The sequence below is a fragment of the Nostoc sp. genome, from assembly GCF_036919615.1.
GTDB lineage: Bacteria > Cyanobacteriota > Cyanobacteriia > Cyanobacteriales > Nostocaceae > Nostoc.
The window spans coordinates 181,022-207,291 of record NZ_JBALCN010000046.1 but is presented as its reverse complement, the minus strand read 5'-3'; the positions used below and the strand labels follow the sequence as shown (position 1 = coordinate 207,291).

Below are 26,270 nucleotides of genomic sequence, written 5' to 3'. Positions count from 1 at the left end.
AGATCCGTGGATTCTTGATGAGATTCTACTTTCTGTTATGGATATTTTTTATGATGAGAAAGAAGTAACACTAGAAGCAAGTTCTTTATCTTTTATTCAAGATTTTGTTCAAGAAATACCTGACCTTGTTTTAGAGAATCGTGATGCAAGGCAAGAACGATTAGAAGATGATAGACAAAAAGATTTTATTGAACAACATGAAGATGAGAATAGCCCTGTAGATGACGATAAAGACGTAGAAGAATTCATGGTAAAGGTAAACAAAGTATTCAGAGCAATTGAAGTCTGTGGACAAATTTTAAGAAATAAACTTGGCTCACTAGGGCGAAACTTTCTAGAGTTCATCTATGAAGAATCAGTTTTGGTTTCATTAAGATTTCTTAGCGTCTTTCTAAGATTTTCAGAAAACGTGCGAGAAGAGTCAATCAGGAAAATTAAAAAGAGATTAGAAGAAAATCCAAATCTCCCCAACTCAAAAATTATTCGGGAAGTTGAGTCTTTTTACTTAGGGATTAATTACACAGTTATTTTGGGGATGCTTTACAAAATTTCGTTTTCTCTAGGTTCCCCTAAAGGTCGTGACATATATATTAAAGTAACTGACACCAACAATAAGCCTTCATTCTGCTTGATTCAAGAAATCATTGAATTGCAATTTGAAAAAAAATTAGATATTGACAAGATTGATAAATTGCACTTTGAATTCTCTAAGAATCCTGTTTGTGATCGCTTATTGAAACAGATTATTTTGCGCCACTGTTATATGCACGATATAGAATTTAAACATCGTCAAAAACTAGCGAACATACTTAATATTCCAATTCAGGTACAGCGTTCAATTTTGATTGCGCCAAAGACAACTCAAGATTAGTTTGTTGCTCACACAAAAATGAAATTTACCCCATGCACGCCACCGGTTATACTTCAGAAAACCCTAAAACCTCAGCGGCTTATGAATGTGCTTGCTCTGAAATATCGATATAGAGCCTTTTTTTCTCCATTAATAAATCAAGTTGCTCTGTCCTGAAATTATGAATTATGAATTAATAATTATTTTGTCAGCATCTGGTTACGCTGAAATATTACCCGCTTGAAAAATATGTTGAGCAGTTAAATTTAACTCTGGAAATGTTCGGGACTGGATGCGGTCTGTATCCCGAAACTTGCTAACTTGATACTCACCTTCATCCAAAGAACAAACCAAGATAGTAGGTTGTTTTGGTTTGCTAATAAACTCCCTACCGCCTAAAGCAGCATAATCAACAATCCAGTATTCAGGAATTCCCATTTCCTCATAATCTGCATATTTTTTGAGGTAATCATCACGCCAATTCATATTAACAACTTCAACAATTATAGAAATTGATACAGGTTGACTAACAGTAGATTCTTTTTTCCACAAAGGTTCATTTATCAAATTAGGGCGATTCAACAACAGTACATCTGGCGAGTAACCTGATTCATTTTCAGGTGGTTTGACTAGTGCTGTCTGGGGTATGAAGTAGGGGAGATTTAAACGGATACATTCTCTAGTCAGTTCAAAAGCTAAAAATCCTGTTATCTCTTCATGATCTCCTACAGGTTGAGGCATTTTAACAATTGTTCCGTTGTGCAATTCATAGCGCTCATTTTCTGGCTTCCACTTGACAAATTCTTCAAAAGTAAAGACTTTTGGTAAAGCTTGAGTCACGTACCTTCGCTCCGAATTCAAAATTCAAAATTCAAAATTAATAATCATCATTCAATTAATGACTTATTAATGACTTAATTATTAATTTCCAACAACCCAGGCGGTGGCGTAATTTCAATCCGACCAGATGGCAAGTCTACCACTGGTGCGATCGCTTGTACAAATGGAATCAAAACAGTCTTTTGTTTTTTGTCAGTAGCAAATGATTCATGCAACTTCACTTCTAACAAATCATTCCCCGCTGGGATGATATCTACTACCGTACCAACAAGTTCGCCAGATGCTTGCATGAAGACTTCCAAGCCAATTAAATCGAGGACATGATATTCATCTTCGCTTAATTGGGGGCGATCGCTTGCTGGCACCATTAACTTACAACCACGCAACGCCTCCGCCTGCTCGCAATTTTCCACACCAGCTAATTTGATCACAAACAAGTTTTTGTTACTGACATAACGTCCTGTCAATAATTCGATTGGTTGTGGTTCTGTGTCACCTGAACGCAACAACCAACGTTTTCCCGGCACCTCAAATCTTTCGGGAAAGTCAGATACAGGATAAACCCGTAATTCTCCAGACAACCCTTGAGGGGCAACAATCTTACCAATTTCTAGCCAATTATCGAGATTGGGGACTGGAGATTGAGGATTGAGGATTGGGGATTGGGGACTGGACTTTTTTGATTTTCCTCTTCCTCCTCTGCTCCTCTGCGCCTCTACGCCTCTGCTTGCTATCTCTTTGTTAGCTTCTTCGTGTTTCATTTCCATTTTCCCTACTAGGCAGTCACCGCCGCACCTTTATAAGCTTCTTCAGCCACTTTTGCTAAACGTTGCATACCAGTGGCAATCTCCTCATCGCTACCGGTGAGGCTGATGCGGAAGCATTGATGCTTGTGGGCCCACTCTTCCTCTAAACCAGGGAAGAAGGTACTTCCAGGAACAATAATTACACCTACTTGCTTGAGTTGCTGGTAAAATTCCCAGTCACTGATAGGTAGATTTTCTAACCACAACCAAGCAAAAATTGCTCCTTCACCGCGATGGAGAAACCAAGGTAAATTCTTGGGCATCGCTTCTTCTAAGCTGGTTTCTAAAACGGTAAATTTATTTTGGTAAAAGGGACGGATGACACTGTGAGAAATTTCTACTAATGCACCAGAATTGATTGCAAAAGCTGCGATCGCTTGGCCGTAACGTGAAGAATGGAGACTCATATTTGCTTGGAAACACTCCAGCGCCTCAATCCACTTTTCATTTCCAATGGCAATACCAATCCTTTCTCCTGGTAATCCGGCTTTTGATAAACTCATGCAGTGTAAGATATTATCACCAAACACTGGTGTCATTTCGGTAAAGTTCAATGCTGGGAAGGGAGGCGCATAAGCCGAGTCAATTAACACGGGCAGATTGTAAGGCGCAGCCAGGGCAACAATCTTTTTCACCTCATCATCACTGAGGACATTGCCAGTGGGATTACAGGGGCGAGAGAAGAGGACACAACCCGTGTTTTCTGTAATCGACAGTTGGCTGAAGTCGGGGCGATATTTAAATCGGTGGGCAGCTGCATCAATATCAAGAGTCGGTTTGTGGGCGATTAGGGCTTTTGGAACTAAGCAGATACCACCGTAACCTGTGTAGTCAGGACAGAGGGGCAAAACAATTTGTTTTAACTCGCCGCTGGGAGTGTAGCCACCGAAGGTATTCGCAGCGTAGAAGTAGAGGGTTTGACTGCCGGGGGTAATGAGGATATTGCGATCGCTCAAGTTTAACCCATAGCGTTTGTTAAAATCATTGACGATCGCTTCAATTAATGGTGCATAGCCTTGACTTGAGCCGTAGCGGCAAACTACCTCACCATATTCTGGACTAGCCAAAAGCTGTGCAGTACAATCCCGCCATAACTGCTCTACCTCTGGCAAAATCAACGGATTACCAGCACTCAAATTAATAAACTCCTGCCCTGCACCCGCTTTTAATGTCTCGATAATATCCTTCATGATTGCTCTTACGCCAGTCAGGTTGGACATTTGAGCGCCAATTTGAGTTAGGTCAGGATTCATAAGCTGTGACAAAATATATTAATTGCAGGGTGGACAAAATATTTGGGTGTTGCTGCTGACATCAAGTTTACATCGTTGCCAAAACAGCTATTGCCGCCTTTAACCAATTTAGCTACAGAATGATATTTTAACAAAGTGATATTTATCGTTATAGGGGCGATCGTGCTTACTAAATACGATGAAGTGATACAAAAGTTTATCATGCGCTCAATATGTTTAAGTGAAATAATCGCCGTGCTTGAGCATTGGAGAGAACGTCAAAAAACTATACAGGAGGGCTGAGGTTGCAAGTTAAAGCAGCAGTAGCTTACAGCGCAGGTAAGCCGTTGACGATTGAAACCGTTCAACTATCGGGGCCACAAGCCGGGGAAGTGTTAGTTGAGGTTAAAGCCACTGGGGTTTGTCATACCGACGCCTTTACCTTATCTGGTGACGATCCCGAAGGTTTGTTTCCAGCAATTTTGGGACATGAAGGTGCTGGTGTGGTAGTAGAGGTAGGCGCTGGTGTCACTAGCGTCAAACCAGGGGATCACGTGATTCCCTTATACACTCCCGAATGCCGTCAGTGCGAATATTGCCTAAGTTTCAAAACAAATCTTTGTCAAGCCATTCGCCTAACTCAAGCACGCGGTGTCATGCCCAATGGCACCAGTCGCTTTAGTATCGATGGGCAGATGATTCATCATTACATGGGTACATCCACTTTTGCCAACTATACGGTGCTACCAGAAATCGCCCTGGCAAAAATTCGGGAAGACGCCCCATTTGATAAAGTTTGTTACATTGGCTGTGGTGTGACTACTGGTATTGGTGCAGTCATCAATACTGCCAAGGTGGAACCGGGAGCAAATGTCGTGGTTTTCGGCTTGGGTGGTATTGGCTTAAATGTCATCCAAGCGGCGCGGATGGTGGGAGCTAATATGATTATCGGGGTGGATATTAATCCTCAAAGACGCGCTTTGGCAGAAAAGTTTGGCATGACGCACTTTGTCAATTCCCAGGAAGTAGAAGGTGATTTAATTCCTTATCTGGTTGATTTAACAAAAGGCGGTGCTGATTACAGTTTTGAATGTATCGGTAATGTCAAAGTTATGCGTCAAGCATTAGAATGCTGCCACAAAGGTTGGGGCGTCAGTGTGATTATTGGTGTTGCTGGTGCTGGACAGGAAATCAGTACTCGTCCTTTTCAACTAGTAACTGGGCGCGTTTGGAAAGGTTCAGCATTCGGTGGCGCTAGAGGACGTACAGATGTGCCGAAAATTGTTGATTGGTATATGCAAAGTAAGATAAACATTGATGATTTGATTACCCATGTGATGCCGATTGAGCAAATTAATGATGCTTTTGAATTGATGCATAAAGGTGAATCAATTCGCAGTGTGGTGACTTTTTAGCTGTTAGATTCAAAGCTTTTTCTCAAAACACAATCAACTGTAAGAGCGAACAGATGTAATTCATGTCAACTTCAGCCAGAACACGAGAGAAAATCCTCGTTTCCAGACTCTGGCTGGAAATGCATTAAAAGCGGCTGTGCCGCCAATTCATGAGGTGGAGCCTCACACCACGCATTCCCAGCCAAAGTCTAGGAACGACGACGGGAAATTCTCAAGTTGTTGAGTGAAAATCCCAGCCTGAAGCCTTACCTTGAAGAAGCACTCCCGGAATCCTATGAAAACAGTAGGGATTTAGCATCAGGAGAAACAAATTTGTCACTCTCAACTTTTCCAAAACAATGCTTATATCCTTTTGAGGAAATTATGAGCGAGCGCTTTTATCCGGGTCAGCCTGCAACAAATGATTTAATGGAATAAAAGCGATGTGTAGGACAGTATACGCTTACGTCATCCAACTTTTTAGCCTTCTTTGCAGTGGCAAATAAGCTGTTATGACAAAACTGATTCAACAGTGTTAGTGGGATGAGTCCTAATTACTAACTCTTTCACCTTTTAAGTTAACAGTAGTACCGGAGTCAGTTTCAGTGTTATTAAACTTATTACCGCAACGCAATGACAAAATCATCGCTGCGTAAGTCCTAAGAATCAAAACTGATTAGTCAGCCTTTAGTTTCACTCCTTGATAGCTGAATTTAAAGGGTGGAATTGGAAGGGGTTGAGTCTTTTGATCTAGTGGACTTTTGTTTAAGTTAAAGAAGTTAAACTTGCCGCTTCCATTTACTGTTCCAGTTTGCAGATTGAAGGTCAATTGATATTCAGTGAGTACAATGTTGCCTGCTAATGACCCTGATGGGAAACTAAAATTTAATGTCTTAGCAATAATCTTGTTATTTTCAGTACATTTCCAGCTACCTTGTATAACACCGAAGGGTTGGTCATTTGGGTTGGATGAACCCGGAACACCACCAGCGTTAGAGTCATTGGCAATGAGATTGCCATCTGCGGTAAAAGTTATAATTTCGTGGTATGACAAGGGTTGACCAGAAGTGGAATTTGTTTGGCTAGCTGTCGCTAGGTATGTGCCAACGACCGTTCGACGACATAAGTTTTCCGAATAATCGCTAGCATCTGCCTTGTGTGGATTTATGAAAACCGGAATAGTCAGTGCCAACACACTACTAATCATTAAACTGGCAATAGCTCTGCTGTTTTTCATCACAAAACCTTCTCTAAGAGTAAGTATTAATACTGACTATTAAAGAATACACATATATCAACAACATATTTGATAAAGTTTTGATGAAGAAGGGAACAAAGGTGTAATCGATTAAGACTTTTGAGATAATCAACCTGCTTAAGACAAATTATTTGGAAATCGATAGATAATACTCAAATCGATCCCGGAGTTGTTTAACTGTCAAATTTTGAGTCCAGTACTCCACTAGGGCGTGACCAAATGCCCAGGCGTTGCGATCAGGTGAAGCGGAGTTTTCCAGCAGTAGCGGCCAGAGGGATACTAATTCAAAGTTGAGCGAGTTAGAGTTGCTTGTATTCAAGAGCGAGAAAAGCTCATATCCCATTTGGAGTTTGCCAATCACAATCGGCAACTGTTCCACAGGAATTTGCTCCGCCAGCATATAGGCTAGGGCTGGAGATCCGGTTGAGAGCGTAGAAACAAACTGGAGGACGGGACTTTTGAGCAATGCCGTTAGTCCCTGTGTTGTCGTCATTTGGAAAGTATAGTGGTCGATGATTTTGGCTGCGGCGATGGTGCGGGCTTCGAGGTTACGCAAAAAGCGGGCAAGACGGAGTTGCTTGGTAGGTGCGATCGCATCTACTAGTCCCAACGATAGCGCCTCCACTCCCCAAGCGGTTCGACTTGTTTTGCTATCAGTTGTAACCACAGGTAGAACTAGATTACAGAAGTTTCCTAGCAGTTTGGCGCGATACTGAGTGGCTTCGCGAATCGCAATTTCTTTGGGGCGATCGCCCCATTCCCAATCATAAGGCGGTTGCCATTCGCGGATGGGACGCAGACGATCTACCTGGGTGACGATCGCGATCGCAGGTAAATCTGCAACTTCTGCTTTCATATCTTGCAGAAAGTCTACATCCATTTGCAGGGCAGGATCGAGAGCAGGGGTAACTAACAGCAGCAAATCTGCATCGGTGGCATAATCAAGCACTAGGTCTTTAAGAGCAGCACGGTTGACTTGTTCATAACCAGGTGTATCCAAAAGCGTCAGGGTTTCCCCACTTTGAGTTTGCCATTGATAATTCTGAATGCGATCGGTACTGGGCAAAACATCTACCTCTGCTAAATCCGCCTGAAATAGCGTGTTAATCAGGCTACTTTTTCCTGACCCTGTGCGCCCCACCAGCAGAATATTCACGGGTTTTTGCTCAACTGCCTCGGCTGTTTGAGCTTGAGTCAGGATTTCTCGGAGTGTTTGGGTTTTTACCTTGGGTAAGGTTGGTGTGGAAACAGCGGTTGCTGAAGCTGGTAATGTCCCACGTCCATAGAGTGCGATCGCCTGTCGGCATAAGTTTCTCAGGGCAGCTTCCCGGAATAACTGGCTCAAATTCCCTAATAATTGCTGAGTTGCCTGGTTACTAGAACCCTGACTAACTTGTTTTGCTACCGCCGCCACCGGATTTAAGACCCACTGTGCCCAGTTCCAAGCTTTCCAGAATTTCCGAGCCGATGGTTCCAACTTCCGGTAGACTTCGTATCCTTGGTATGCTTGCCCAACTGTCACCTGATTAAGGACAGGAGATAACTTTTGCATCCACTGATCCATGTCATCCACCGTTCCCCGAATCAGCCCATAAGCTTGGGGGACGTAAATGTTCAGCAGCGGATATTGAATTTGAGGATTGTAGATACGAGCGATCGCTACAACCAAATCCTGGCATCGCGTCCAAAAGGTTTGCCAGTCTTCCCAAATCGGGCGATCACTCTGTGCTGCTTGCAGTATCTCTTGGAGGGCGGTTTCTGCAAGCTTTGTGACATCACTTCCCACTCGTGGCCCTACTGTATCCTCTGCTGTCGATTCCAGTTCTTCGCGGACTTGGGTTAATACAGCTTCCACTTGGTTAACAGCAGGTTGAGTCCATTTTACCAACAGCCAACGCCAACCCACAAATAAAAGGGTGAATACACCCCAAATCCAATTAATCCCCCACGCATGAATTTGTGAACCGGCGGCTACCAATAAGAAAATGATGATGAAAGCGATCGGAATTGCTAAGACGACCCACTGCCACGGTTTTAATCGCACCATTGCCCTATACCTGCCTCGATTAGACTTCTTATATTGCTATTGTCGATCTAATTATCTTGTGGTGAGTTCTGAATTACTGCGTGTATTAAAGTGTAAGAATTTGTTGGTAATAGCTTACACTGCCTGCTAGTTCATATGATCTGTTGTGGTAAAAGCGGAGATTTGCCTACCTTTAAGATAATATTTACGTGAATAAATCACAAAAAACTGCCTTGTGCGCCTTGAATTATGCTTGTAGATTTTACAGTCGAAAACTACCGCTCAATTAAAGAACCTGTAACCCTAAGTGCAGTTGCTCAAAAACAAAGCGATCGTCAAACAAGCCAAAGCAGCAAACGCAAACGGGTGAAGTCAGATCATGAAATTGCACCTGGATATCATGTTGAAGGGTGGGATATTGAGCTTTTACCTGTTCTGGCAATTTTTGGAGCTAATGCTTCAGGCAAGAGTAATGTTATCCAAGCTCTCGATTATTTATTGCTTATTCTGGTTCATGGTACACAGGAAGCAGTGACATTGCAGAGAATCTTAAAATATGCAACATTAAACCCTTTTAAATTAGATAGTATTTCTATTCATAACGCTACAAAATTTGAGTTAAGAACTATATTTAATAATGCTATTTATACCTATTCTCTAGCACTTAATCATAATCATGTACTCTTTGAAAAATTGGACTATGCTTTAAATACAACTAAGCGTCCGCGCCGTTTATTTTCTCGTCAATGGGATAATATTAACAAAAAAACTACATGGAAAACTGGTGATGATTTTGCTGGAGCGCATAATCAACTTCAGTATCCGTAATGAATTGCGATCGCCAACTTTAGATATTATTGTATTACCTCATCAAAACAAAACTGATCCACGTAGCATTATTGAAAGACTCATCGAAGAACGACAGCAGAGGAAAGATAACCAGCAGTGGAGTAAAGAAGATAAGGCTTGGGCAGTTTTTGACGGAGATAAGCATATTGAAAAAAGTCTGGCAAATTGGCAAAGTGCAATCAATCGAGCTAAAAGCCAAAAGATTGATCTGGCAATTACAAACCCTTGTTTTGAACTCTGGTATCTAATTCACTTTCAAGACCTTTTTGCCCAAATCACTCGTGATAGGTTAGTTAATTTACTTGAAAAGCATATACCCAACTACGACAAATCAATGTGCTTGTATCCAACACCATTGAAATCGTTAACTGAAGAAGCGATTCAACGTGCTGAGAAGATGGCAAAGCAGATAGAACGTAATGAATTATCTGAGCATTCAAATCCCTGCTGTAGTGGCTTGGCTAAACTAGATTAGTGGTTTATTAAGTTTAAAGAATAGTTAGAGAAATTACTTAAAATTATTTTAATCAGCTTTATCTAATTATTGCCTGTTGTAAAAACTTAAAATGCTCGAACGATGTCTGACGACAAGTCGCTTTGCGTCTACGCAAGTAAGAATAAAGATAGCGATCGCCTGTCACAGAGACTTAAAATACTAGGGCGTGTCATCAATTAAGCCAGATAACAGCAGCAGCAAGATATAATTGCGCCGAGAAAGTTTATTACTCGCAAATCAATGGCGTATGGCGTGCGCTCGATATTGTTTGAGTTAGTATTGCAATCCATCTTTGCTGCGACCGATGGCTTGGCTCAACCCATCCCCCCTTGCCCAGGCACTGGGAAAAGTGGGCACGCACAATGGTCAAGTCTATCATTGCGTATTCATTGTCTGCATATTCGGCTAACGCCTCAAACACCCGTTGACAGACTCCACGCTTTGCCCATCGACTTGAAGCTCTTAAGCGCATATTTACGTATCAAAATCAGCAGACTAAGTGTCTGGTATTTTGCTTCGCCATCTAATTTTCTCTGTGTAGCAAATATTACTTAGTAAAGTATATATCCATAGGAACTTATCGGAATTGTAATGCTTGCATGAACAAATCAAAAATTAATTATGAAGGAAGTATGAATTTTGTCAAATAGCGTCTAAAATTCCTAGCTTAAAACAGTAAGCTAGGACACAGCAACAAATAATTCTAATTCTAGTATTACCGATTAAGCCAAAAGTATACTAAGAAGGCAATTGCATCTCCATGTGTTAACTTCCAACGATGACACAAGCCGACAAAAAGTCAGGAATCACCCAATCCAAATTATTCAATATCCGGATTGGTCTAGGTAATCTATGGATTTTTTTCTTGGACACAGGAGTTATTGATAGTGGCAAGAGTGCATCTACCTACTAAAAAAGTGCTTGATTTTCCTATTACTGCTTTACGCTTTGACGACCAGGTTCAAACAATACTGAAGTGGGCGAGTAGGCATGAGAGTAAAACTGTATATGTAGCCAATGTACACATGCTCATTGAAGCTCATTGGAATCCAGAGTTTGCCACAGTATTACGAAATGCAGATATAGTTACTCCTGATGGTATGCCTCTTGTATGGATGATGCGAAAAATGGGAGCGCTTTACCAAGACCGTGTGGCAGGGATGGATATTTTCCTAGCATTGTGTCAGCTAACTCAAACGCAAAATCTTAGTATTTTCTTTGTAGGTTCCCAAACAGAAATTCTTTCTCTGATGCAAAAAAGGTTAGAGCAGGAATTTCCTCAAATGAAGATTGCGGCGATGGAACCTTTACCCTTTCGTCCCCTGACTGAAACTGAAGACGAAGCTTTGGTTCAAAAGATAAACTCTAGTGGTGCTAGCGCCGTTTTAGTATCTCTAGGATGTCCCAAGCAAGAAAATTGGATAGCTCAACATAAGGGTAAGATACAAGCTGTAATGATTGGACTGGGTGGAGTTTTCCCAGTATATGCAGGAATTCACAAGCGAGCACCCCGCATAGTTCGAGACTTAGGACTTGAATGGCTGTATCGATGGATTCAAGAACCGCGCCGACTTTGCGGTCGCTATGCTAAGACCATTCCACTATTTATATGGCTGGCTATGAAGCAACTATTATCATCAAGTCGGATTGCAGCGGTCTTCCTTCACGAGACTGGGGATTAAGCAAAAGGAAAAAAAGGCGGTTGACACCAATGGGCATTGCCATGCCCCCATACCTCGCGATATAATGTTGTACCGTATCTGAATAGAAACCGCTATATAAGCTTCCTCATGTTTAAAAATTAACAAATTTTTAGATATTTTAGCGATCGCTTCTAAATATTAGAAGTATAGACCAGCAGTTTATATTATTTTGTGCGACGCCGAATAGCCCGTCATAGACATCGCCTATATACAGCCTTAAGGAAATGTTGGGCATGAAACAGTTAAAAATTCTCATCTGTGCATATGCTTGTGAACCGGGAAAGGGTTCTGAACCAGGAGTAGGCTGGAATGTTGTTAGGGAAATAAGCAAGTATCACCAAATCTGGGTATTCACATCGAACTGTCACCGTCAAGCTCTTGAAACTGAACTAACACGTAACCCCCTGCCCAACTTGCACGTTATTTACTTAGATCCTCTGGGCTGGATCATAGACTGGAGTCATGAGAGGATGGGAAAACAATGGGGAGCTTATATTCATTATTACCTTTGGCAAATTTGGGCGTATTTTATCAGTCGCTCACTCCACAAGCAGATTGGCTTTGATATCCTACATCATGTAACTTATGTAAAGTATTCAAGTCCTAGTTTAATTTCACTGCTACCAGTTCCTTTCATCTGGGGTCCAGTTGGTGGTGGGGAATCGTCTCCCAAAAGTTTTTGGAAAGATTTTAGTTTCCGTGGCAAGATATACGAGGTTTTGCGAAATTTGGCTCGCTGGATAGGGGAGTGTGATCCTTTAGTCCACCTCACTGTACAACAAAGTGTCTTAGCCCGCGCTACTACAGAAGATACAGCTAAACGCTTGCGCCAAATGGGCACAAAAAATGTCCAAGTTTATTCTCCATTAGGTTTATCTAAAGATGAAATAGCAAACCTTTCAGATTCCGTAATTCTCGATAATTCTGCAATTAGATTTATTAGCGTAGGTAGACTTTTGCACTGGAAAGGGTTTCATTTGGGATTAGCAGCATTTGCCCAAGCAAACTTACCTAATGCTGAGTATTGGATTGTAGGAGAAGGAATTGAACACAAACAGTTAGAAATATTAACTCAATATCTGAATATTACTAAACAAGTCAAGTTTTTAGGTAATTTATCTCGCCAACATACATGGAGTAAAATACAGAACTGCCATGTGTTAGTTCATCCCAGCTTGCATGAATCTGGAGGATTCGTGTGTTTGGAGGCAATGGCAGCAGGGCGACCAGTGATTTGCCTAGATTTAGGAGGGCCAGCTGTTCAAGTTACAGAGGAAACTGGTTTTAAAATTAAGGCAAATACACCTGAGCAAGCAGTAAGTGACATTGCTGAGGCTATGACGTATTTGGCTAATAATCCAGAGCTAAGATTATTGATGGGTCAAGCCGGGCAGAAAAGGGTGAGGGAGACTTTCAGTTGGGAAAATAAGGGCAGGCAGTTAATTCAACTCTACGAAGAAATTTCAACCCAGAATAAATCCTGCTTGAAATTGAGTTATGGTTCTAGCGATGATTAGTGATAATGTAATAAGTAAGTCGGCACGAGAAAACTGAGGTATGTTTAGTTTTGTAAAAACTATGGAATGACCTATTTTTTAAGTATTCGTTAGCTTGATATTTTGTTACGTAGGTAGATTTTTTAACGCTGACTTATTTAGCGATTTTCCATCACTCTGGTCAAAGAAAAATCTCAGTTAAATTTTAAACAAGAGGCATAAACTAGGTTTCGGGCTTTATTTTCTAACATTATGGCTATAGTTATCTCAGAAAGAATGAAAGTTTTGTATAGCAAGGATTATTCTTTTTTTGTCTGGAGAGAGCGATGAAAAAGCGTTAGTATATATATATCTTTTCAATAGCTCCTTTAGCGATACTACTAGGAGCTTCCCTATAAGTGGCAGCATTCGTAAAAAACTAATTAAATTTCATCATAAATTGGCTGTAGTGTCACGAATTGTAGAAAAACTGACTATAGAACAGTAAAACTACCGGAAATCAGGATGTAATTGCTTTGCATGATTTACTAGTTGGTGCTTTCCTTCCACTATTCAGAGAGTTAACTGCATGAAAGTGCTGTTGATACATAACCGTTATAGACTTGTAGGCGGTGAGGATGGAGTAGTAAAAGCTGAACAATCCTTACTGAAAGCAAATGGTCATCAGGTATCTTTACTAGAAGTTAGTAATCATGACATTAAAAATACCTGGGATAAAGTTGCAACTGCTATTAGTGCAATTTACTCATATTCAGCAAAACAACAAGTTCGCCTCCAAATTTCCCAACTGCGCCCTGATGTCGTCCATGTACATAACTTTTTTCCTCTACTCTCTCCTTCCATATATGATGCTTGTCAAGAGCATGGTTTAAGAATTGTCCAAACTCTTCATAACTATCGGCTTGCTTGTCCCAAAGCAATACCTTTTCGAGATGCAAAGGTATGTGTGGATTGCTTTGGACAAACAGTGCCGTGGTCTAGTGTTGTACATGGCTGCTACCGCAACTCACGTATACAAAGCTCGGTTATAGCAGCAATGAACAGCTGGCATCGGTTGCGAGGTACTTGGCACCAACAGGTAGATGCTTATATCGTCTTTACCCAATTTCAAAAAGACAAAATGTTACAGGCTGGACTGCCGGCAGAAAAGTTCTACATCAAACCTAATTTTGTTTTTGCTCCAAACTCTCAAAACCAAAATGCTGAACATAGTGACTACTTACTTTTTGTTGGTAGATTGTCTGAGGAAAAGGGAGTTTCTGTTTTAATTGATGCCTATGTACAGAAAAATTTATGCACTCCCCTAAAAATTGTGGGTGATGGCCCTTGCCGTCAAAAGTTGCAGCAACAGATTAAAAATACCAGTTCTGAAAATTTCATCGAATTTTTAGGGTTTCAGGATAAGCCAACAGTGTTGGCACTAATGCAGAATGCACGATTCTTAGTATTTCCTTCCATTTGGTACGAAGGTTTTCCCTTAACTATTGCTGAAGCTTTTGCCTGTGGCCTACCTGTGCTGGTGTCCAAATTAGGTAGCATGGTAGAAATTGTCGAGGATGGAGTAACTGGTTTACATTTTGAAGCAGGCAACTATAGAGATATGGCAGCCAAAATAGAATGGGCAACCACTCATCCTGAAATTATGAGAACTATGGGCAAAAATGCTCGCCAGGTTTATGAGACTAAGTATGCTCCTGAAGCTAATTATCAGCAGTTGATGGCAATTTACCAACAAGTCATCAATAAAAATAAATAGTGTGTCTCTAGTCAGGAGGAACAGAAAGCAGATTTTAGATGCAAAGGAATCGCGATCGCACAATTTTGTCCCTTAACCACAAAGATTCAATGATTCACCCCAAAGTGCTGAAAAAGGTATAATTGCAACGATTCTGAGCAATTAATGTCCTGCTGTAACAACCCATGAACTGAAATTAGCGATTAAAGTACTTGACATAAACCCAGGATTAACTGTTATATTAACTAAAGTAAAGTCGTTGGGGCGTAGCCAAGTGGTAAGGCAGCGGGTTTTGGTCCCGCCATCCCTAGGTTCGAATCCTAGCGCCCCAGTAAATCTAAAGACAGGTTGTAATGCCTGTCTTTTAGAGTATTTAATAACATTTTTCAGATGCGTCTCAATCCATCTAATTCTATAAATGTCACTTGTCAGGCGATTTAAGAGCTTGATCCAGAGTCTGCCGAGCCTGTTCTGCTTTAGATCGCGCTTCCTGGTAACGTACATTAGCTTGGGCAAAATTTTTGAGAACTTTAAAACCTTCCTTGAGTCGAGTAATTTCCTCTTCTGTCACCGACTCGTCGGTGAACAGAACATCAACCGCTTGGCGAATTTCCAACGCTTCAGCTCGTGACTCCTGAACTTTCAGCTTGAGCGTGGCCAGGTTACTCAAAACCTGGACAGCTTGTGTAATGGTATCCTCACCGCTAGCAGTATCAATAGTTGACTCTTTAACCTCAATTAATTGTTGAGGGCCAAATCCTTCTTCTAGTTCTGTGGGTAGCTTACCTGCATCCATCAGTTCCATCAGCTGATCCATTGCTTTATCACGGGCTTTGGCTGAATCTTTTCCAGAAACAGTAAGGATAATTTCTGGACTTTGAGCGAGAGTGTACTGAACCATATTTAAGCAGAAAATTTGCTGATTAACCAGGCTGAGGCAAATAATTATAACATGTTGTCTGTCAGGTTATTTGTTGGCTTATTTACTGTAGTGTCGGGTTGCCAAATTCATGTGATTTATATATTTAGGACTAACCCTTTCAAGGTGACTCATAAAATAAGATTGTTTTTCTCAGCACTCTCTGTGCCTGGAGCGGTTTAAAAGTAATTTATTTTACCGCTTCAGGCACAGAGAAGCCAGTGCGCCCTTCTCCCTTGGCGTTAGCCTCTCCCTTTGGGAGAAGGGGAGACGCCTTGGGCGATAGCGCAGCGGTAGCGAGCCTGCCAGCGTCTGCGGTTAAGAGACTTGTACCCTCCGGGGAAGCAAGCTACGCTCTTAGCGTTCCCGCTATGAGAGCAACTGGCGCGACACAGAGATCAGAGGTTAAAGAAGAATTTATGGAATAAAATTTCCACCCACCTTGAAAGGGCTAGTAACGCAAGGCAAAAGTCAAAAGAAATACAGCGTAAACGTTTTGTTGATTTGAAATGGGTTGTTTATTTCCACCGCGCTGTACTAGTTCTATATTTAATGATTTCATGCTTTATTCCTACCCCTGCCAAGTCGCTCAAAATAAAACTTTATACTTAAGAAAAGGGAATAAGTTTTAACAGGAGGGGAGAGCAATGGCTCCTAGTCCCACCATCATGCAAGCTGTGGAACAACTGGGTTACCGTGTCACCGTTGGAGATGTGGCAACTCAGGCAGGATTGAACGTCGCTGAAGCTAATCAAAGTTTGTTAGCCCTGGCATCTGATGCTGGGGGACATTTGCAGGTAGCGGATTCAGGTGATATAGTTTACCTTTTTCCACCAAATTTTCGAGCAATTTTGCGTAATAAGTACTTCCGGTTACGATTGCAGGAATGGTGGAAAAAGGTCTGGAGTGTTCTGTTTTACCTGATTCGCATTTCTTTTGGAATTTTCTTAACTGTTTCTATCGTCCTGATAACTGTTACCATCTTCATTATCATTACTGCTGCCAATTCAGACCGTAACGGCAGCAATCGGGGCAGTAATTCCGGCGGTAGGGGGTTCTTCTTTTTTCCAAATTTATTCTGGTATCTTAGCCCAAATTATGACACCCACTACCAGGAACGGCGACGTGGAACCCGGGAAGAAAGCAATCTGAATTTCTTTGAAGCTGTATTTTCGTTTTTGTTTGGCGATGGTAATCCTAATGCCAACTTAGACGAACGTCGCTGGCAAGAAATTGCTACGGTGATTCGGATTAACCGTGGTGCAGTGGTAGCAGAACAAATTGCTCCATATTTGGATGACATTGGCGAGGGATATACAAGAGAGTACGAAGATTATATGCTGCCCGTTCTGACGCGATTTAATGGGCAACCGACGGTAAGTCCAGAAGGGCAAATTGTTTATTACTTCCCAGAGTTGCAGGTGAGTGCAGCTAAAAAGCGCCGTCATTCAATATCAGATTACTTACAGGAATTTCCCTGGCGTTTTAGTGCCGCAAGTTCAGGGCAAATTATGCTGAGTGCTGGGTTGGGTGTACTAAATTTTGTTGGTGCCTTAGTACTGGGAAGTTTGTTGAGAGATGGCACTGTTGCCGTCCAATTAGGTGGACTGGTAGCTTTTGTGCAAGGAATTTATTGGCTGCTATTGGCTTATGGAGCAGGTTTCTTAGGTGTACCGTTATTACGCTATTTCTGGATTCAGTGGCGTAATCGCAAAATAGGCGATCGCAACCGCGATCGCCTTTCCAGAGCAAGGCTATTGGCAAGTCCTGATCCACCTTTGCAACAAAAAATCGACTATGCTCAACAATTTGCAACAGAAAAAGTTATTGGCAACGAAGACTTAGTGTATACTAGCGAAACTGACTTACTCGACCAAGAAGTTGAGCGTTCTGCACAAATTGACGCTGAATGGCAACGGCGGTTAGACCAGTCATAAGCAATTCGCTAATTCAAAATTTACAGAAAATGGTGGGCATCATGTCCACCCAACAGAGTTTTTGAGGAAGTGCGTTAGCGTAGTTCATAGAAAATTTGTGAGCGATCGCTTTGACAAATTATTCAACTAGGCTAGAAGCATGAGGCTACACTTAGTGACATGATCAAAAAAGGTCATATTTTTATGTTGTTATATGAAGATATTGGTGCTGAATGCCGGATCGAGTAGCCAAAAGAGTTGTCTGTATGAGATTGCAGATAAGGCTCTCTCCAACCAAGCACTCCAGCCCCTTTGGGAAGGGAAAATAAACTGGACTCAAGATCGGAGTATGGCAGAAATTGAGGTAAAAACTGCTACAGGTGCGACGTTGCAAAAATCAATTTCTGGTGATTCCCCACAGGCACACCTCACCTATATGCTCCATACACTTAGTTATGGTGCTACCAAGGTAATTGATCAGTTGTCAGAAATCGATGTGGCGGGGCATCGGATAGTACATGGTGGACAGGATTATCGAGATAGTGTGGTAATTACAGAGGATGTCAAAGAGGCGATCGCTCGTCTGTCTAACCTTGCTCCCGAACATAATCCAGCCGCTTTGTTAGGCGTAGAAGCAATTGAAAAAATCTTAAAAGATGTCACTCAAGTAGCAGTCTTTGATACCGGATTTCATGCCACTCTACCCGATGCAGCAGCAATCTATCCCGGCCCCTATGAGTGGGTAGAACAAGGTATCCGCCGCTATGGATTTCATGGTATCAGTCACCAATACTGTTCTGATCGTGCTGCCCAAATTCTCGGTCGAGATGTTCCACCTGAGCGGTTAATTACCTGTCATCTGGGTAATGGTTGCTCTTTAGCAGCGATTAAAAATGGCTGCAGTGTTGATACCACTATGGGATTCACGCCCCTAGAAGGATTGATGATGGGCAGTCGTTCTGGTTCAGTTGATCCGGGGATTTTGATTTACCTGTTGCGGTACTGCGATTACTCCGTCGAAAAGTTGGATTATGTATTAAATAAAGCTTCTGGGTTAAAGGGAATTTCGGGTGTATCTAGCGATATGCGTGAGGTGAGAGAAGCGATGGCTCAAGGTAATTCCCGCGCTCAACTGGCATGGGATATCTATGTACATCGCTTGCGTTCTGGTATTGGTGCAATGCTTACCAGTTTAGGCGGATTAGATGCTTTGGTGTTCACAGCAGGCGTGGGTGAACACTCTTCAGAAATTCGCCAAGCTACCTGTGAAGCCTTTGGATTTTTGGGATTGAAAATAGACCTTGAGAAAAATCAGCAGCAGCCTGTTGATCAGGATATTGCTACACCCGATTCAGCAGTGCGGGTATTAGTTATTCATACTCAAGAAGATTGGGCGATCGCTCAACAATGTTGGCAACTTCTGAAAAAAGTTCGTAATATCTAATTCGTAATTAGAAAGTCTGATTTAATCTGGGTAACATTGTTTGAATATGCACTTCGCCTATACCCTCACCCCTAGTCTTTTTATGAAAACAGTCTTTCACAGGAAAATATCTTTTTCAATGCCCAATGCCTCATACCCGATTTTCAAGCTAGTAACCAACGCATAAAACCTTTACCAACTTGCCCCAGTATAAAACTAAAAACCCATTGTAATAGAGGCCCAAGTAGTGACAAAACCAGCAAAAACAAGAAATCAGTGGGAGCAATAAAAATACTAGAAGTTAGACAAGTAGTGAGACAAGTTAGTCCCCACGCTAACCAATTTCGATATTGAGAGCTGATAGAAGTCCATTTCAGAAGTTGATTAACAAGCCAATAGCGAACAGTAGCAAATACAAAAGATATTACTAGCCCAGCAAGTATTGATAATGAAACTGTTAGTGATTGTAGTAAAGGTAATTTCCAAGTTAAAAAAGCACCAGGGAACAGTGAAGCTAGCTCCCAAGCTAATAGATTTAATTTAGTCCGAAGATAGTTTAGTATTTGTTCAATCAGCCAATAATGCACATAAACAATATTTAAACACTCAGTATTTGGGATAAAATCACTCCTGATTTTGTGAATTATGTCGCCATAAAATAAGACATTACTTTGTAAAACAATATCTTGTTCTTTCCAAAAGTATAAAGCTGATATATCTTCTCTATAATAAGAATTGAAAGTAAGTCCAGACTGTAATATCGATTTATTTTGTAATGATTTACTCCACAACAATTTAATAAAATTTACTATAAAAGTATTGTCAAAAATTTTAAAGTTTTTTTTTATTAATTACTAATTTATTGGATTGCACAGTATTCTTACTAAAGCAAATGTTATCGCTAAAGCAGTTGTAGTACCAAAGATAAGCTAGTAATTTTGGCGGAATGTACAGAGAGCAGCCTATTTTTTGCGCTTGCTCAATTTGTTTTAAAATTGCCTTATTTAGATAAAAAGTATACTGTCCTGGCTCAACCTTTATTTCAAGTTCAATAGGAGTGCTTTGAGGGATTTGCACAAAGAAAGAGAGTTGAACATCAGCTTGATAATCTGTGTATGTTTTATAAGCGTTCATTTCGGGATAATTTTGCGATACTTTGTACAATACTAATCAGAAAATCTAGTGTTCCACGCCACTGTTTTTCTCCAGCAACTACCCCTTCATTATGTATTTTTAGGATTAAATCTCTATCCCCCTCAGGTAATTGAAATAGCTTTTTATGGTAACGGCTGATAATATCTCCATCTAACTGCATAACAGTTTGAGCATAAATAATATCAATTTCTAGGCTGGTAATCTGACCACCATTAAGTGCAGCTTTAAGTTCAGACATTTTTCGCAGAGTCCGAATAAATTTATCATTATTCAAAAGTTCTTCAATCTCTTGCCACCTTCGTCGCAAATTTTTTTGATTATTATCTTCTTCATTTGCAATAGGAGTTGGAGCAGGCAATATTGGTCGAGCTAGCTTTATGTATACCGGATCATCTGGAAGAATATTTGCTTTATGTTCCACTTCATATTTTAAACGCTCCTGATATTGTATTATCCTGGAATCTGGCTCACTAGTGTCAGTACTTTGTTCAAGGAGAATATAAAAATATTCTCTTTCAAGTTGCGAAAATAGACTTGTATAACGCTTGCGTAGCTCTTGAGCTCGAGTTTTTTCTGGTTCTGTTAAATTGTTTGGATTTGGAATTCCTTTGATATCAAAGTAGTCTTTGTCATTTATTGAATAAATCTCTTCATATGCTTGCCAAGCATTAAACTTTGCGCCAGTAATGTGCTCCACAACCATCGTATTTACTTCTAAAGCTGTAATATCATCAACTAATCCATGTACAGATGAGACTAACTTTTCTAGCAAATCTCTGGCTTTTTCTTGAATATTGTTAGGCATTATAATAATTTAATTGATTTTTCAAAGCAAATTAACCTACAGATTTAGATCGGTTCTTATACTGTAGGTATTTTAGTCAGACTATTAATAAATAACGACTACTATGGACGGGATGGCGATTGTTGTGAAGTTTTACGAGATTTAATAATTTCTATAAAAAATCCATATAACTTCTGTAAGCTTTCTATATTTTTTTGCATAATCTCCCGGCTTTCTTTGACTTGACTTAAATGAAAATCGCGAAGTTCTGTATATGCGCCATTCCCAACAAATTGACTACCAACTTCATTGTTTATATCACCATCAATTAGATTGATTATGGTGTACATTCGATTACCTGGTTTAGCAATTTGTTGCTCTTGTAGTTGTTTTAACTCAGGAGATGAATCTGGAACCCAAGTGGTAATTTCTAACTCGACAACTTCAACTATTGCTGTTTGAATAGCATCAATAACGTCATCAATATTGAATCCTTCTCCCTTAGTATTCAGCCTCTTAACTTTTCTTTTAAATTCACTGCTGGGTTTGCTAAGTTGACTATTATTTTCCCCATTTTCGCTAGCTTGACCATTAATTTTTGTGTTTTCAGCAGTATTATTCACCATGACATTTTAGAGGTTACAGATTTAAATATAAACAAAATACAATTGTAGGTGATGTCAAAAATTTCAAGGCTTTTACTTAATAAAAGTAATTAAAATAAAAACAACTTAATAATTTCAGAAGTTTTTTATAAAGAAAAGTAAAGTCGTGATTTCTCAAAGCTAAATTTATCTTAGACAAAAGATAATACCATTTTAGATATTGGAGCCACTGCGTTGCGGTAAGTCCAGCACTGCGGTAGGGGTTCCCCCGTTGTTCTAAGTAGCGTGATTCTGAAAGAATTATTTAATTAGCTTTTGAGTGCTTAGTTACAATTGGTATAAATTAGCTCCTACTTGTAGACAAAGAAACCTTTAGAAAAAATAAATAATATTAGTGTTAATTCATACTAGTATTTAAATCAATTTATTTTAGTCAACCTGTTTTCTATTCATTTTAGCAAAGCATAGACGCGCAAGTACTGGCTGACTTTTCCCATGCCACTATGTATACAATGATATGACTATGCTGATAAAGACAAGAAAAATATGTTGTTATCTCGTCAAACTTTTGCTACACCTTTGGTAGCTTGTATATGTATTTTAGGAGTTGGCTTGATTCAATTTCCCCACTTGCAAAAACTGATAAATAGCAAACAATCTACCTCTTTAGAAACTCTAGAAAAAGAAATAAAAGCTGAAAAACTCCGTCTTAATTTTCTCAAAAAAATGCCTAGTTTTGGTTATGATAATTTCATTGCAGATTTGGTATATCTCAATTTTTTACAGTACTTCGGAGATGATGAAGTTCGGGATAAAACAGGCTACAGTTTAAGTCCAGAATATTTTGAAGTTATTTTAGAACGTGACCCGCGATTTTTAGCAGCGTATCGAAGTCTTTCTATCAGTACTTCATTGTATGCTGCCATGCCTGAACGTGCGATCGCATTGTCAGAGAAAGGCTTGAAATCACTGTCTCCCTCAGTTCCTGAAAAGTCTTATTACGTGTGGCGTTATAAAGGAATTGATGAGTTATTATTTTTAGGCAATGCTCAAGCTGCCCAACAGTCTTTTGCAACTGCGGCAAACTGGGCTAGTAAATTTTCAGATGCTGAGAGTCAGCTTACCCTGAATACTTCCCAAAGAACTGCTGAATTTTTGAGTCGAAATCCTAACAGTAAATATGCTCAGATTGCTACCTGGGCAATGGTTTTAAATAATCAAGTTGATCAGAGAACTCAAAAACGTGCAATTATGGAAATCGAAGCTTTGGGAGGAAAAGTAATTACAACTCCTGAAGGGACTCATAAAATTGTATTTCCTCCAAAGGATTAAATTATTAGTTATAGCGTTTTGCTGCAAGTGTAGCTGCAAATTATATTTATCCAATCGGTTCCCAATTTCTCACACATGATTGAGGAAAGCAATATTGATGTCAATACAATTGGCAGAATCTGACTTTCAAATATTAGGGTGTTTTCCTGTTATTTCCCAGTTGCGCCCTCACCTTGAGCAGGCTAAGTTTGTCGGACAAGTTCGATATCAAATGAAAGAAGGATATCAACTTGTATTTTTGCAAGTAGAAGAGCAAGCTATGGCAGTGGCTGGATTTCGCATTTTGACATGTTTAGCATCAGGAAAGTTTTTATATATCGATGACTTAGTTGTTGATGAATTGAAGCAGTCACATGGCTATGGTAAACAGTTATTTCAGTGGCTAATTCAATACGCCAAAGATCATAACTGTGAACACCTGAGTCTTGATTCTGGTGTTCAGCGATTTGCAGCTCACAGGTTTTATCTCATGCAACGCCTAAACATTACAAGTCATCACTTTTCAATAAAGTTATAGCAACAAACAAAATGAGTGTGAAAAATCACATTTTTTGGTATGACGGTAAATTAATTCACTCTCAAACTTTAGAGTTAAACATTAACGATCCGGGGTTACTTTATGGGGCGACTGTTTTTACAACGTTGCGGGTTTATCATAACTCGCTAGACAGTAATTTAACCAATTGGGAAGCACACTGCGATCGCTTACTTTTCTCAGTCCAATCTTTTGGTTGGCAGCAACCAGACTGGAGGCGTGTGCGTCAAGGGGCCCAAATTCTCCTCGCCCACTTTCCCGTTCTCAGAATTACCCTTTTTCCCGATGGACGGGAGTGGATAACTGGTAGATTCTTACCACAAGATTTGACAGAAAAACAAAAAACTGGTATTTTATGCGCCATTGCTAGTTCGGAATTTTCTCGCTCTCTCCCCTCTCATAAAACTGGAAATTATTTAAGTGCTTGGCTGGCAAGAACTAGCTTAGATGCTCAAGAAGCAATATTAGTCGATGCTCAAGGAAATTGGCTAGAAACCAGTACAGGCAACCTTTGGGGATGGTGTGATGGCAGTTGGTGGACACCGCCAAAGCAGGCAGGAATTTTGCCGGGAATTTTGCGATCGCAACTTGTAAACTGGTTGCAAAACCACCAGCAGTCGTTGCGGGAAGAAACTTGGAGCGTCGAGTTAGTCCAGAGATTTGAAGCGATCGCCTACACTAATAGTGTGGTAGAGATTATTCCCATTCATACCGTTCATCAGCCCACAGGGTCGCTACAATATAATCCCTACCATCCTAGTTTTCTGAAAATAAGGGAGCTTTTTGTAGCATGAGGGCTACGCGACTTTGTTACACTTAAGATAAGTTAACATAATTCTTAATAATGACCTCTCCGAACAGAGACGCTAGGCGAAGGCGCTTTGCGCCCGCCCAGAGCTAACGTGCGAAAAATACAGGAGGATAGACCTTAGTGAATAAAAGATGGAGAAATGCAGGGCTGTACGCGCTGCTGTTTATTGTCGTCATTGCCTTGGGAACAGCATTTTTTGACAAACAACCCCAAAGCAGAGAGACATGGCGATACAGTCGATTTATTCAAGAAGTTCAACAAGGCAGAGTAGAAAAAGTCAGTTTGAGTGCAGATCGCTCTACAGCACTGGTTACACCCAAATATGACCCAAATAAACGGATTGTGACTTTAGTCAATGATCCAGACCTGATCAATACTCTGACTTCAAAAGGCGTTGATATTTCTGTTTTGCCCCAAACCGATGAATCATTTTGGTTTAAGGCACTTAGCAGCTTATTGTTCCCTGTATTACTTTTGGTTGGCTTATTCTTCTTGCTACGTCGCGCTCAAAGTGGCCCAGGTAGCCAAGCGATGAACTTTGGTAAATCCAAAGCCAGAGTCCAAATGGAACCACAAACTCAGGTAACATTTGGCGATGTCGCTGGTATTGACCAAGCTAAGTTGGAATTAAACGAAGTCGTAGACTTTTTGAAAAACGCCGATCGCTTTACCGCAGTTGGTGCAAAAATTCCTAAAGGTGTGCTGTTAGTTGGCCCTCCTGGTACAGGTAAAACCCTCCTAGCTCGTGCTGTAGCAGGGGAAGCAGGTGTACCCTTCTTCTCGATCTCCGGTTCGGAATTTGTCGAAATGTTCGTGGGTGTGGGTGCATCTCGCGTCCGCGATTTATTTGAACAAGCTAAGACCAATGCTCCTTGTATCGTCTTCATTGATGAAATTGACGCCGTAGGTCGTCAGCGGGGTGCAGGTTTAGGTGGTGGTAACGATGAGCGGGAACAAACCCTCAACCAGTTGCTCACCGAAATGGACGGCTTTGAAGGCAACACTGGCATCATCATTATTGCTGCTACCAACCGTCCTGATGTCCTAGATGCAGCACTGTTGCGTCCTGGTCGCTTTGACCGTCAAGTTGTGGTAGACCGTCCTGACTATGCCGGACGCAGCGAAATTCTCAAGGTTCACGCCCGTGGCAAGACCTTGGCGAAAGATGTGGACTTGGATAAAATTGCCCGTCGTACCCCTGGATTTACTGGTGCAGATTTATCTAACCTGTTGAATGAAGCCGCAATTCTGGCAGCACGCCGGAATTTGACTGAAATTTCAATGGATGAAATCAACGACGCGATTGATCGCGTATTAGCTGGGCCAGAGAAGAAAGACCGGGTAATGAGCGAAAAGCGCAAAACCTTGGTTGCTTATCACGAAGCTGGTCACGCCTTAGTTGGTGCTTTAATGCCAGACTACGATCCTGTGCAGAAGATTAGCATCATCCCTCGCGGTCGTGCAGGTGGTTTAACTTGGTTTACCCCCAGCGAAGACCGGATGGACACTGGTTTGTACAGCCGCGCTTATCTAGAAAATCAGATGGCAGTGGCTTTGGGTGGTCGGATTGCTGAAGAATTAATCTTTGGTGAAGAAGAAGTGACCACTGGTGCTTCTAACGACTTACAACAAGTAGCACGGGTTGCCCGTCAGATGATCACCCGATTTGGGATGAGCGATCGCTTAGGCCCAGTTGCCCTTGGCCGTCAACAAGGTAATATGTTCCTTGGACGGGATATCATGTCAGAGCGTGATTTCTCTGAAGAAACTGCCGCCGCTATTGATGAAGAAGTTCGCAAACTTGTGGATGTAGCCTATACACGCGCTAAAGAAGTCTTGGTGCGTAACCGCCACATTTTAGAGCAGATAGCGCAAATGTTGGTTGATAAAGAAACGGTAGACGCCGAGGAATTGCAAGAAATTCTCTCGAATAACGATGTAACAACCGCTGCGTTTGCCTAATTTAATGAGTAGTTTAGAGTTAGGAGTTAGCAGTTAAGAACAATTCCTAACTTTCAACTCCTAAGTTTTAAAATTCGGGGTAATTCTGGGATTTTCCAGAGTTGCCCTATTTTTTAATACCAATCAAAATCTTACTACGTCAG

General features: G+C 40.9%; 25 protein-coding genes and 1 tRNA gene. 16 read left to right on the top strand and 10 right to left on the bottom strand.

Annotated elements, in window-relative coordinates; translation table 11 throughout:
• Positions 1-37: 37 nt before the first annotated feature.
• Positions 38-871, top strand: coding sequence for a hypothetical protein (locus V7K48_RS15475; protein WP_335073851.1), 834 nt, complete (start codon positions 38-40; stop codon positions 869-871).
• 198 nt (positions 872-1,069) lie between these two features.
• On the opposite strand, the gene V7K48_RS15470 is transcribed toward V7K48_RS15475, so the two are convergent.
• The 3 genes from V7K48_RS15470 to V7K48_RS15460 all read right to left on the bottom strand — a co-directional run bounded on the left by V7K48_RS15470 (position 1,070) and on the right by V7K48_RS15460 (position 3,749).
• Complete coding sequence (locus tag V7K48_RS15470; RefSeq protein ID WP_335073849.1) at positions 1,070-1,690, bottom strand: Uma2 family endonuclease; 621 nt, start codon at positions 1,688-1,690, stop codon at positions 1,070-1,072.
• Positions 1,691-1,764: 74 nt separating this feature from the next.
• Complete coding sequence (rimM, locus tag V7K48_RS15465) at positions 1,765-2,451, bottom strand: ribosome maturation factor RimM (protein ID WP_334866058.1); 687 nt, start codon at positions 2,449-2,451, stop codon at positions 1,765-1,767.
• A 14-nt stretch (positions 2,452-2,465) separates the two neighbouring features.
• Positions 2,466-3,749, bottom strand: coding sequence for a valine--pyruvate transaminase (locus V7K48_RS15460; protein ID WP_335073847.1), 1,284 nt, complete (start codon positions 3,747-3,749; stop codon positions 2,466-2,468).
• 284 nt (positions 3,750-4,033) lie between these two features.
• Here V7K48_RS15460 and V7K48_RS15455 point away from each other — a divergent pair, with 284 nt between their 5' ends.
• Complete coding sequence (locus V7K48_RS15455; RefSeq protein WP_335073845.1) at positions 4,034-5,143, top strand: S-(hydroxymethyl)glutathione dehydrogenase/class III alcohol dehydrogenase; 1,110 nt, start codon at positions 4,034-4,036, stop codon at positions 5,141-5,143.
• A 207-nt stretch (positions 5,144-5,350) separates the two neighbouring features.
• On the top strand, positions 5,351-5,560 hold the full coding sequence (locus tag V7K48_RS15450; protein ID WP_335073930.1) for a DUF29 family protein: 210 nt from the start codon (positions 5,351-5,353) through the stop codon (positions 5,558-5,560).
• Positions 5,561-5,798: 238 nt separating this feature from the next.
• On the opposite strand, the gene V7K48_RS15445 is transcribed toward V7K48_RS15450, so the two are convergent.
• The gene (locus V7K48_RS15445) at positions 5,799-6,359 is read right to left on the bottom strand and encodes a hypothetical protein (protein ID WP_335073843.1); all 561 of its coding nucleotides are present in this window, start codon (positions 6,357-6,359) and stop codon (positions 5,799-5,801) included.
• Positions 6,360-6,507: 148 nt separating this feature from the next.
• On the bottom strand, positions 6,508-8,427 hold the full coding sequence (locus tag V7K48_RS15440) for a GTPase family protein (RefSeq protein WP_335073841.1): 1,920 nt from the start codon (positions 8,425-8,427) through the stop codon (positions 6,508-6,510).
• Between the two features lie 228 nt (positions 8,428-8,655).
• Here V7K48_RS15440 and V7K48_RS15435 point away from each other — a divergent pair, with 228 nt between their 5' ends.
• From V7K48_RS15435 to V7K48_RS15400, 7 genes are all read left to right on the top strand, one after another.
• Positions 8,656-9,234, top strand: coding sequence for an AAA family ATPase (locus V7K48_RS15435; protein ID WP_335073839.1), 579 nt, complete (start codon positions 8,656-8,658; stop codon positions 9,232-9,234).
• Positions 9,200-9,730, top strand: coding sequence for an RloB family protein (locus tag V7K48_RS15430; protein WP_335073837.1), 531 nt, complete (start codon positions 9,200-9,202; stop codon positions 9,728-9,730). Before V7K48_RS15435 ends, V7K48_RS15430 begins: the two co-directional genes overlap by 35 nt.
• Positions 9,731-10,529: 799 nt before the next feature.
• The gene (locus V7K48_RS15420) at positions 10,530-10,664 is read left to right on the top strand and encodes a hypothetical protein (RefSeq protein ID WP_335073835.1); all 135 of its coding nucleotides are present in this window, start codon (positions 10,530-10,532) and stop codon (positions 10,662-10,664) included.
• Positions 10,636-11,433 carry a WecB/TagA/CpsF family glycosyltransferase gene (locus V7K48_RS15415; protein WP_335073929.1) on the top strand — a complete coding sequence of 266 codons (798 nt, stop codon included), beginning with the start codon at positions 10,636-10,638 and terminating at the stop codon, positions 11,431-11,433. The genes V7K48_RS15420 and V7K48_RS15415 overlap by 29 nt, the downstream gene beginning before the upstream one ends.
• Positions 11,434-11,687: 254 nt before the next feature.
• Positions 11,688-12,971 (top strand): glycosyltransferase family 4 protein, encoded by a 1,284-nt coding sequence (locus tag V7K48_RS15410; RefSeq protein ID WP_335073833.1) that lies wholly within the window; start codon positions 11,688-11,690, stop codon positions 12,969-12,971.
• Between the two features lie 547 nt (positions 12,972-13,518).
• Entirely contained in the window at positions 13,519-14,706 is a 1,188-nt protein-coding gene (locus V7K48_RS15405; RefSeq protein WP_335073831.1) for a glycosyltransferase family 4 protein, read from the top strand.
• A 239-nt stretch (positions 14,707-14,945) separates the two neighbouring features.
• Positions 14,946-15,017, top strand: a tRNA-Gln gene (locus tag V7K48_RS15400).
• An 89-nt stretch (positions 15,018-15,106) separates the two neighbouring features.
• Here V7K48_RS15400 and V7K48_RS15395 read toward each other — a convergent pair.
• Positions 15,107-15,586 (bottom strand): hypothetical protein, encoded by a 480-nt coding sequence (locus V7K48_RS15395; RefSeq protein WP_335073829.1) that lies wholly within the window; start codon positions 15,584-15,586, stop codon positions 15,107-15,109.
• A gap of 665 nt (positions 15,587-16,251) precedes the next feature.
• Here V7K48_RS15395 and V7K48_RS15390 point away from each other — a divergent pair.
• Both V7K48_RS15390 and V7K48_RS15385 read left to right on the top strand, forming a co-directional pair.
• A complete protein-coding gene (locus V7K48_RS15390) occupies positions 16,252-17,541 on the top strand; it encodes a hypothetical protein (protein ID WP_335073828.1) in 1,290 nt (429 codons plus the stop codon).
• Between the two features lie 193 nt (positions 17,542-17,734).
• Positions 17,735-18,964, top strand: a complete 1,230-nt coding sequence (locus V7K48_RS15385; protein WP_335073826.1) for an acetate kinase — start codon at positions 17,735-17,737, stop codon at positions 18,962-18,964.
• A gap of 143 nt (positions 18,965-19,107) precedes the next feature.
• Here V7K48_RS15385 and V7K48_RS15380 read toward each other — a convergent pair whose 3' ends face one another.
• The 4 genes from V7K48_RS15380 to V7K48_RS15365 form a co-directional block, all read right to left on the bottom strand.
• On the bottom strand, positions 19,108-19,734 hold the full coding sequence (locus V7K48_RS15380) for a hypothetical protein (protein ID WP_335073824.1): 627 nt from the start codon (positions 19,732-19,734) through the stop codon (positions 19,108-19,110).
• A 40-nt stretch (positions 19,735-19,774) separates the two neighbouring features.
• Positions 19,775-20,077: a hypothetical protein gene (locus tag V7K48_RS15375; protein WP_335073822.1), complete on the bottom strand. Its 303-nt coding sequence runs from the start codon at positions 20,075-20,077 to the stop codon at positions 19,775-19,777.
• Positions 20,064-20,903, bottom strand: coding sequence for a hypothetical protein (locus tag V7K48_RS15370; RefSeq protein WP_335073820.1), 840 nt, complete (start codon positions 20,901-20,903; stop codon positions 20,064-20,066). Before V7K48_RS15370 ends, V7K48_RS15375 begins: the two co-directional genes overlap by 14 nt.
• Before the next feature lie 101 nt (positions 20,904-21,004).
• On the bottom strand, positions 21,005-21,508 hold the full coding sequence (locus tag V7K48_RS15365; protein WP_335073818.1) for a hypothetical protein: 504 nt from the start codon (positions 21,506-21,508) through the stop codon (positions 21,005-21,007).
• Between the two features lie 525 nt (positions 21,509-22,033).
• On the opposite strand from V7K48_RS15365, the gene V7K48_RS15360 reads away from it, so the two are divergent.
• The 4 genes from V7K48_RS15360 (at position 22,034) to ftsH3 (ending at position 26,127) form a co-directional block, all read left to right on the top strand.
• Complete coding sequence (locus tag V7K48_RS15360) at positions 22,034-22,819, top strand: hypothetical protein (protein WP_335073816.1); 786 nt, start codon at positions 22,034-22,036, stop codon at positions 22,817-22,819.
• A 97-nt stretch (positions 22,820-22,916) separates the two neighbouring features.
• Positions 22,917-23,336, top strand: coding sequence for a GNAT family N-acetyltransferase (locus V7K48_RS15355; RefSeq protein WP_335073814.1), 420 nt, complete (start codon positions 22,917-22,919; stop codon positions 23,334-23,336).
• Between the two features lie 11 nt (positions 23,337-23,347).
• A complete protein-coding gene (locus V7K48_RS15350) occupies positions 23,348-24,148 on the top strand; it encodes an aminotransferase class IV (RefSeq protein WP_335073812.1) in 801 nt (266 codons plus the stop codon).
• A 137-nt stretch (positions 24,149-24,285) separates the two neighbouring features.
• Positions 24,286-26,127: an ATP-dependent zinc metalloprotease FtsH3 gene (ftsH3, locus tag V7K48_RS15345; RefSeq protein WP_335073810.1), complete on the top strand. Its 1,842-nt coding sequence runs from the start codon at positions 24,286-24,288 to the stop codon at positions 26,125-26,127.
• The last annotated feature ends 143 nt before the right edge of the window (positions 26,128-26,270 follow it).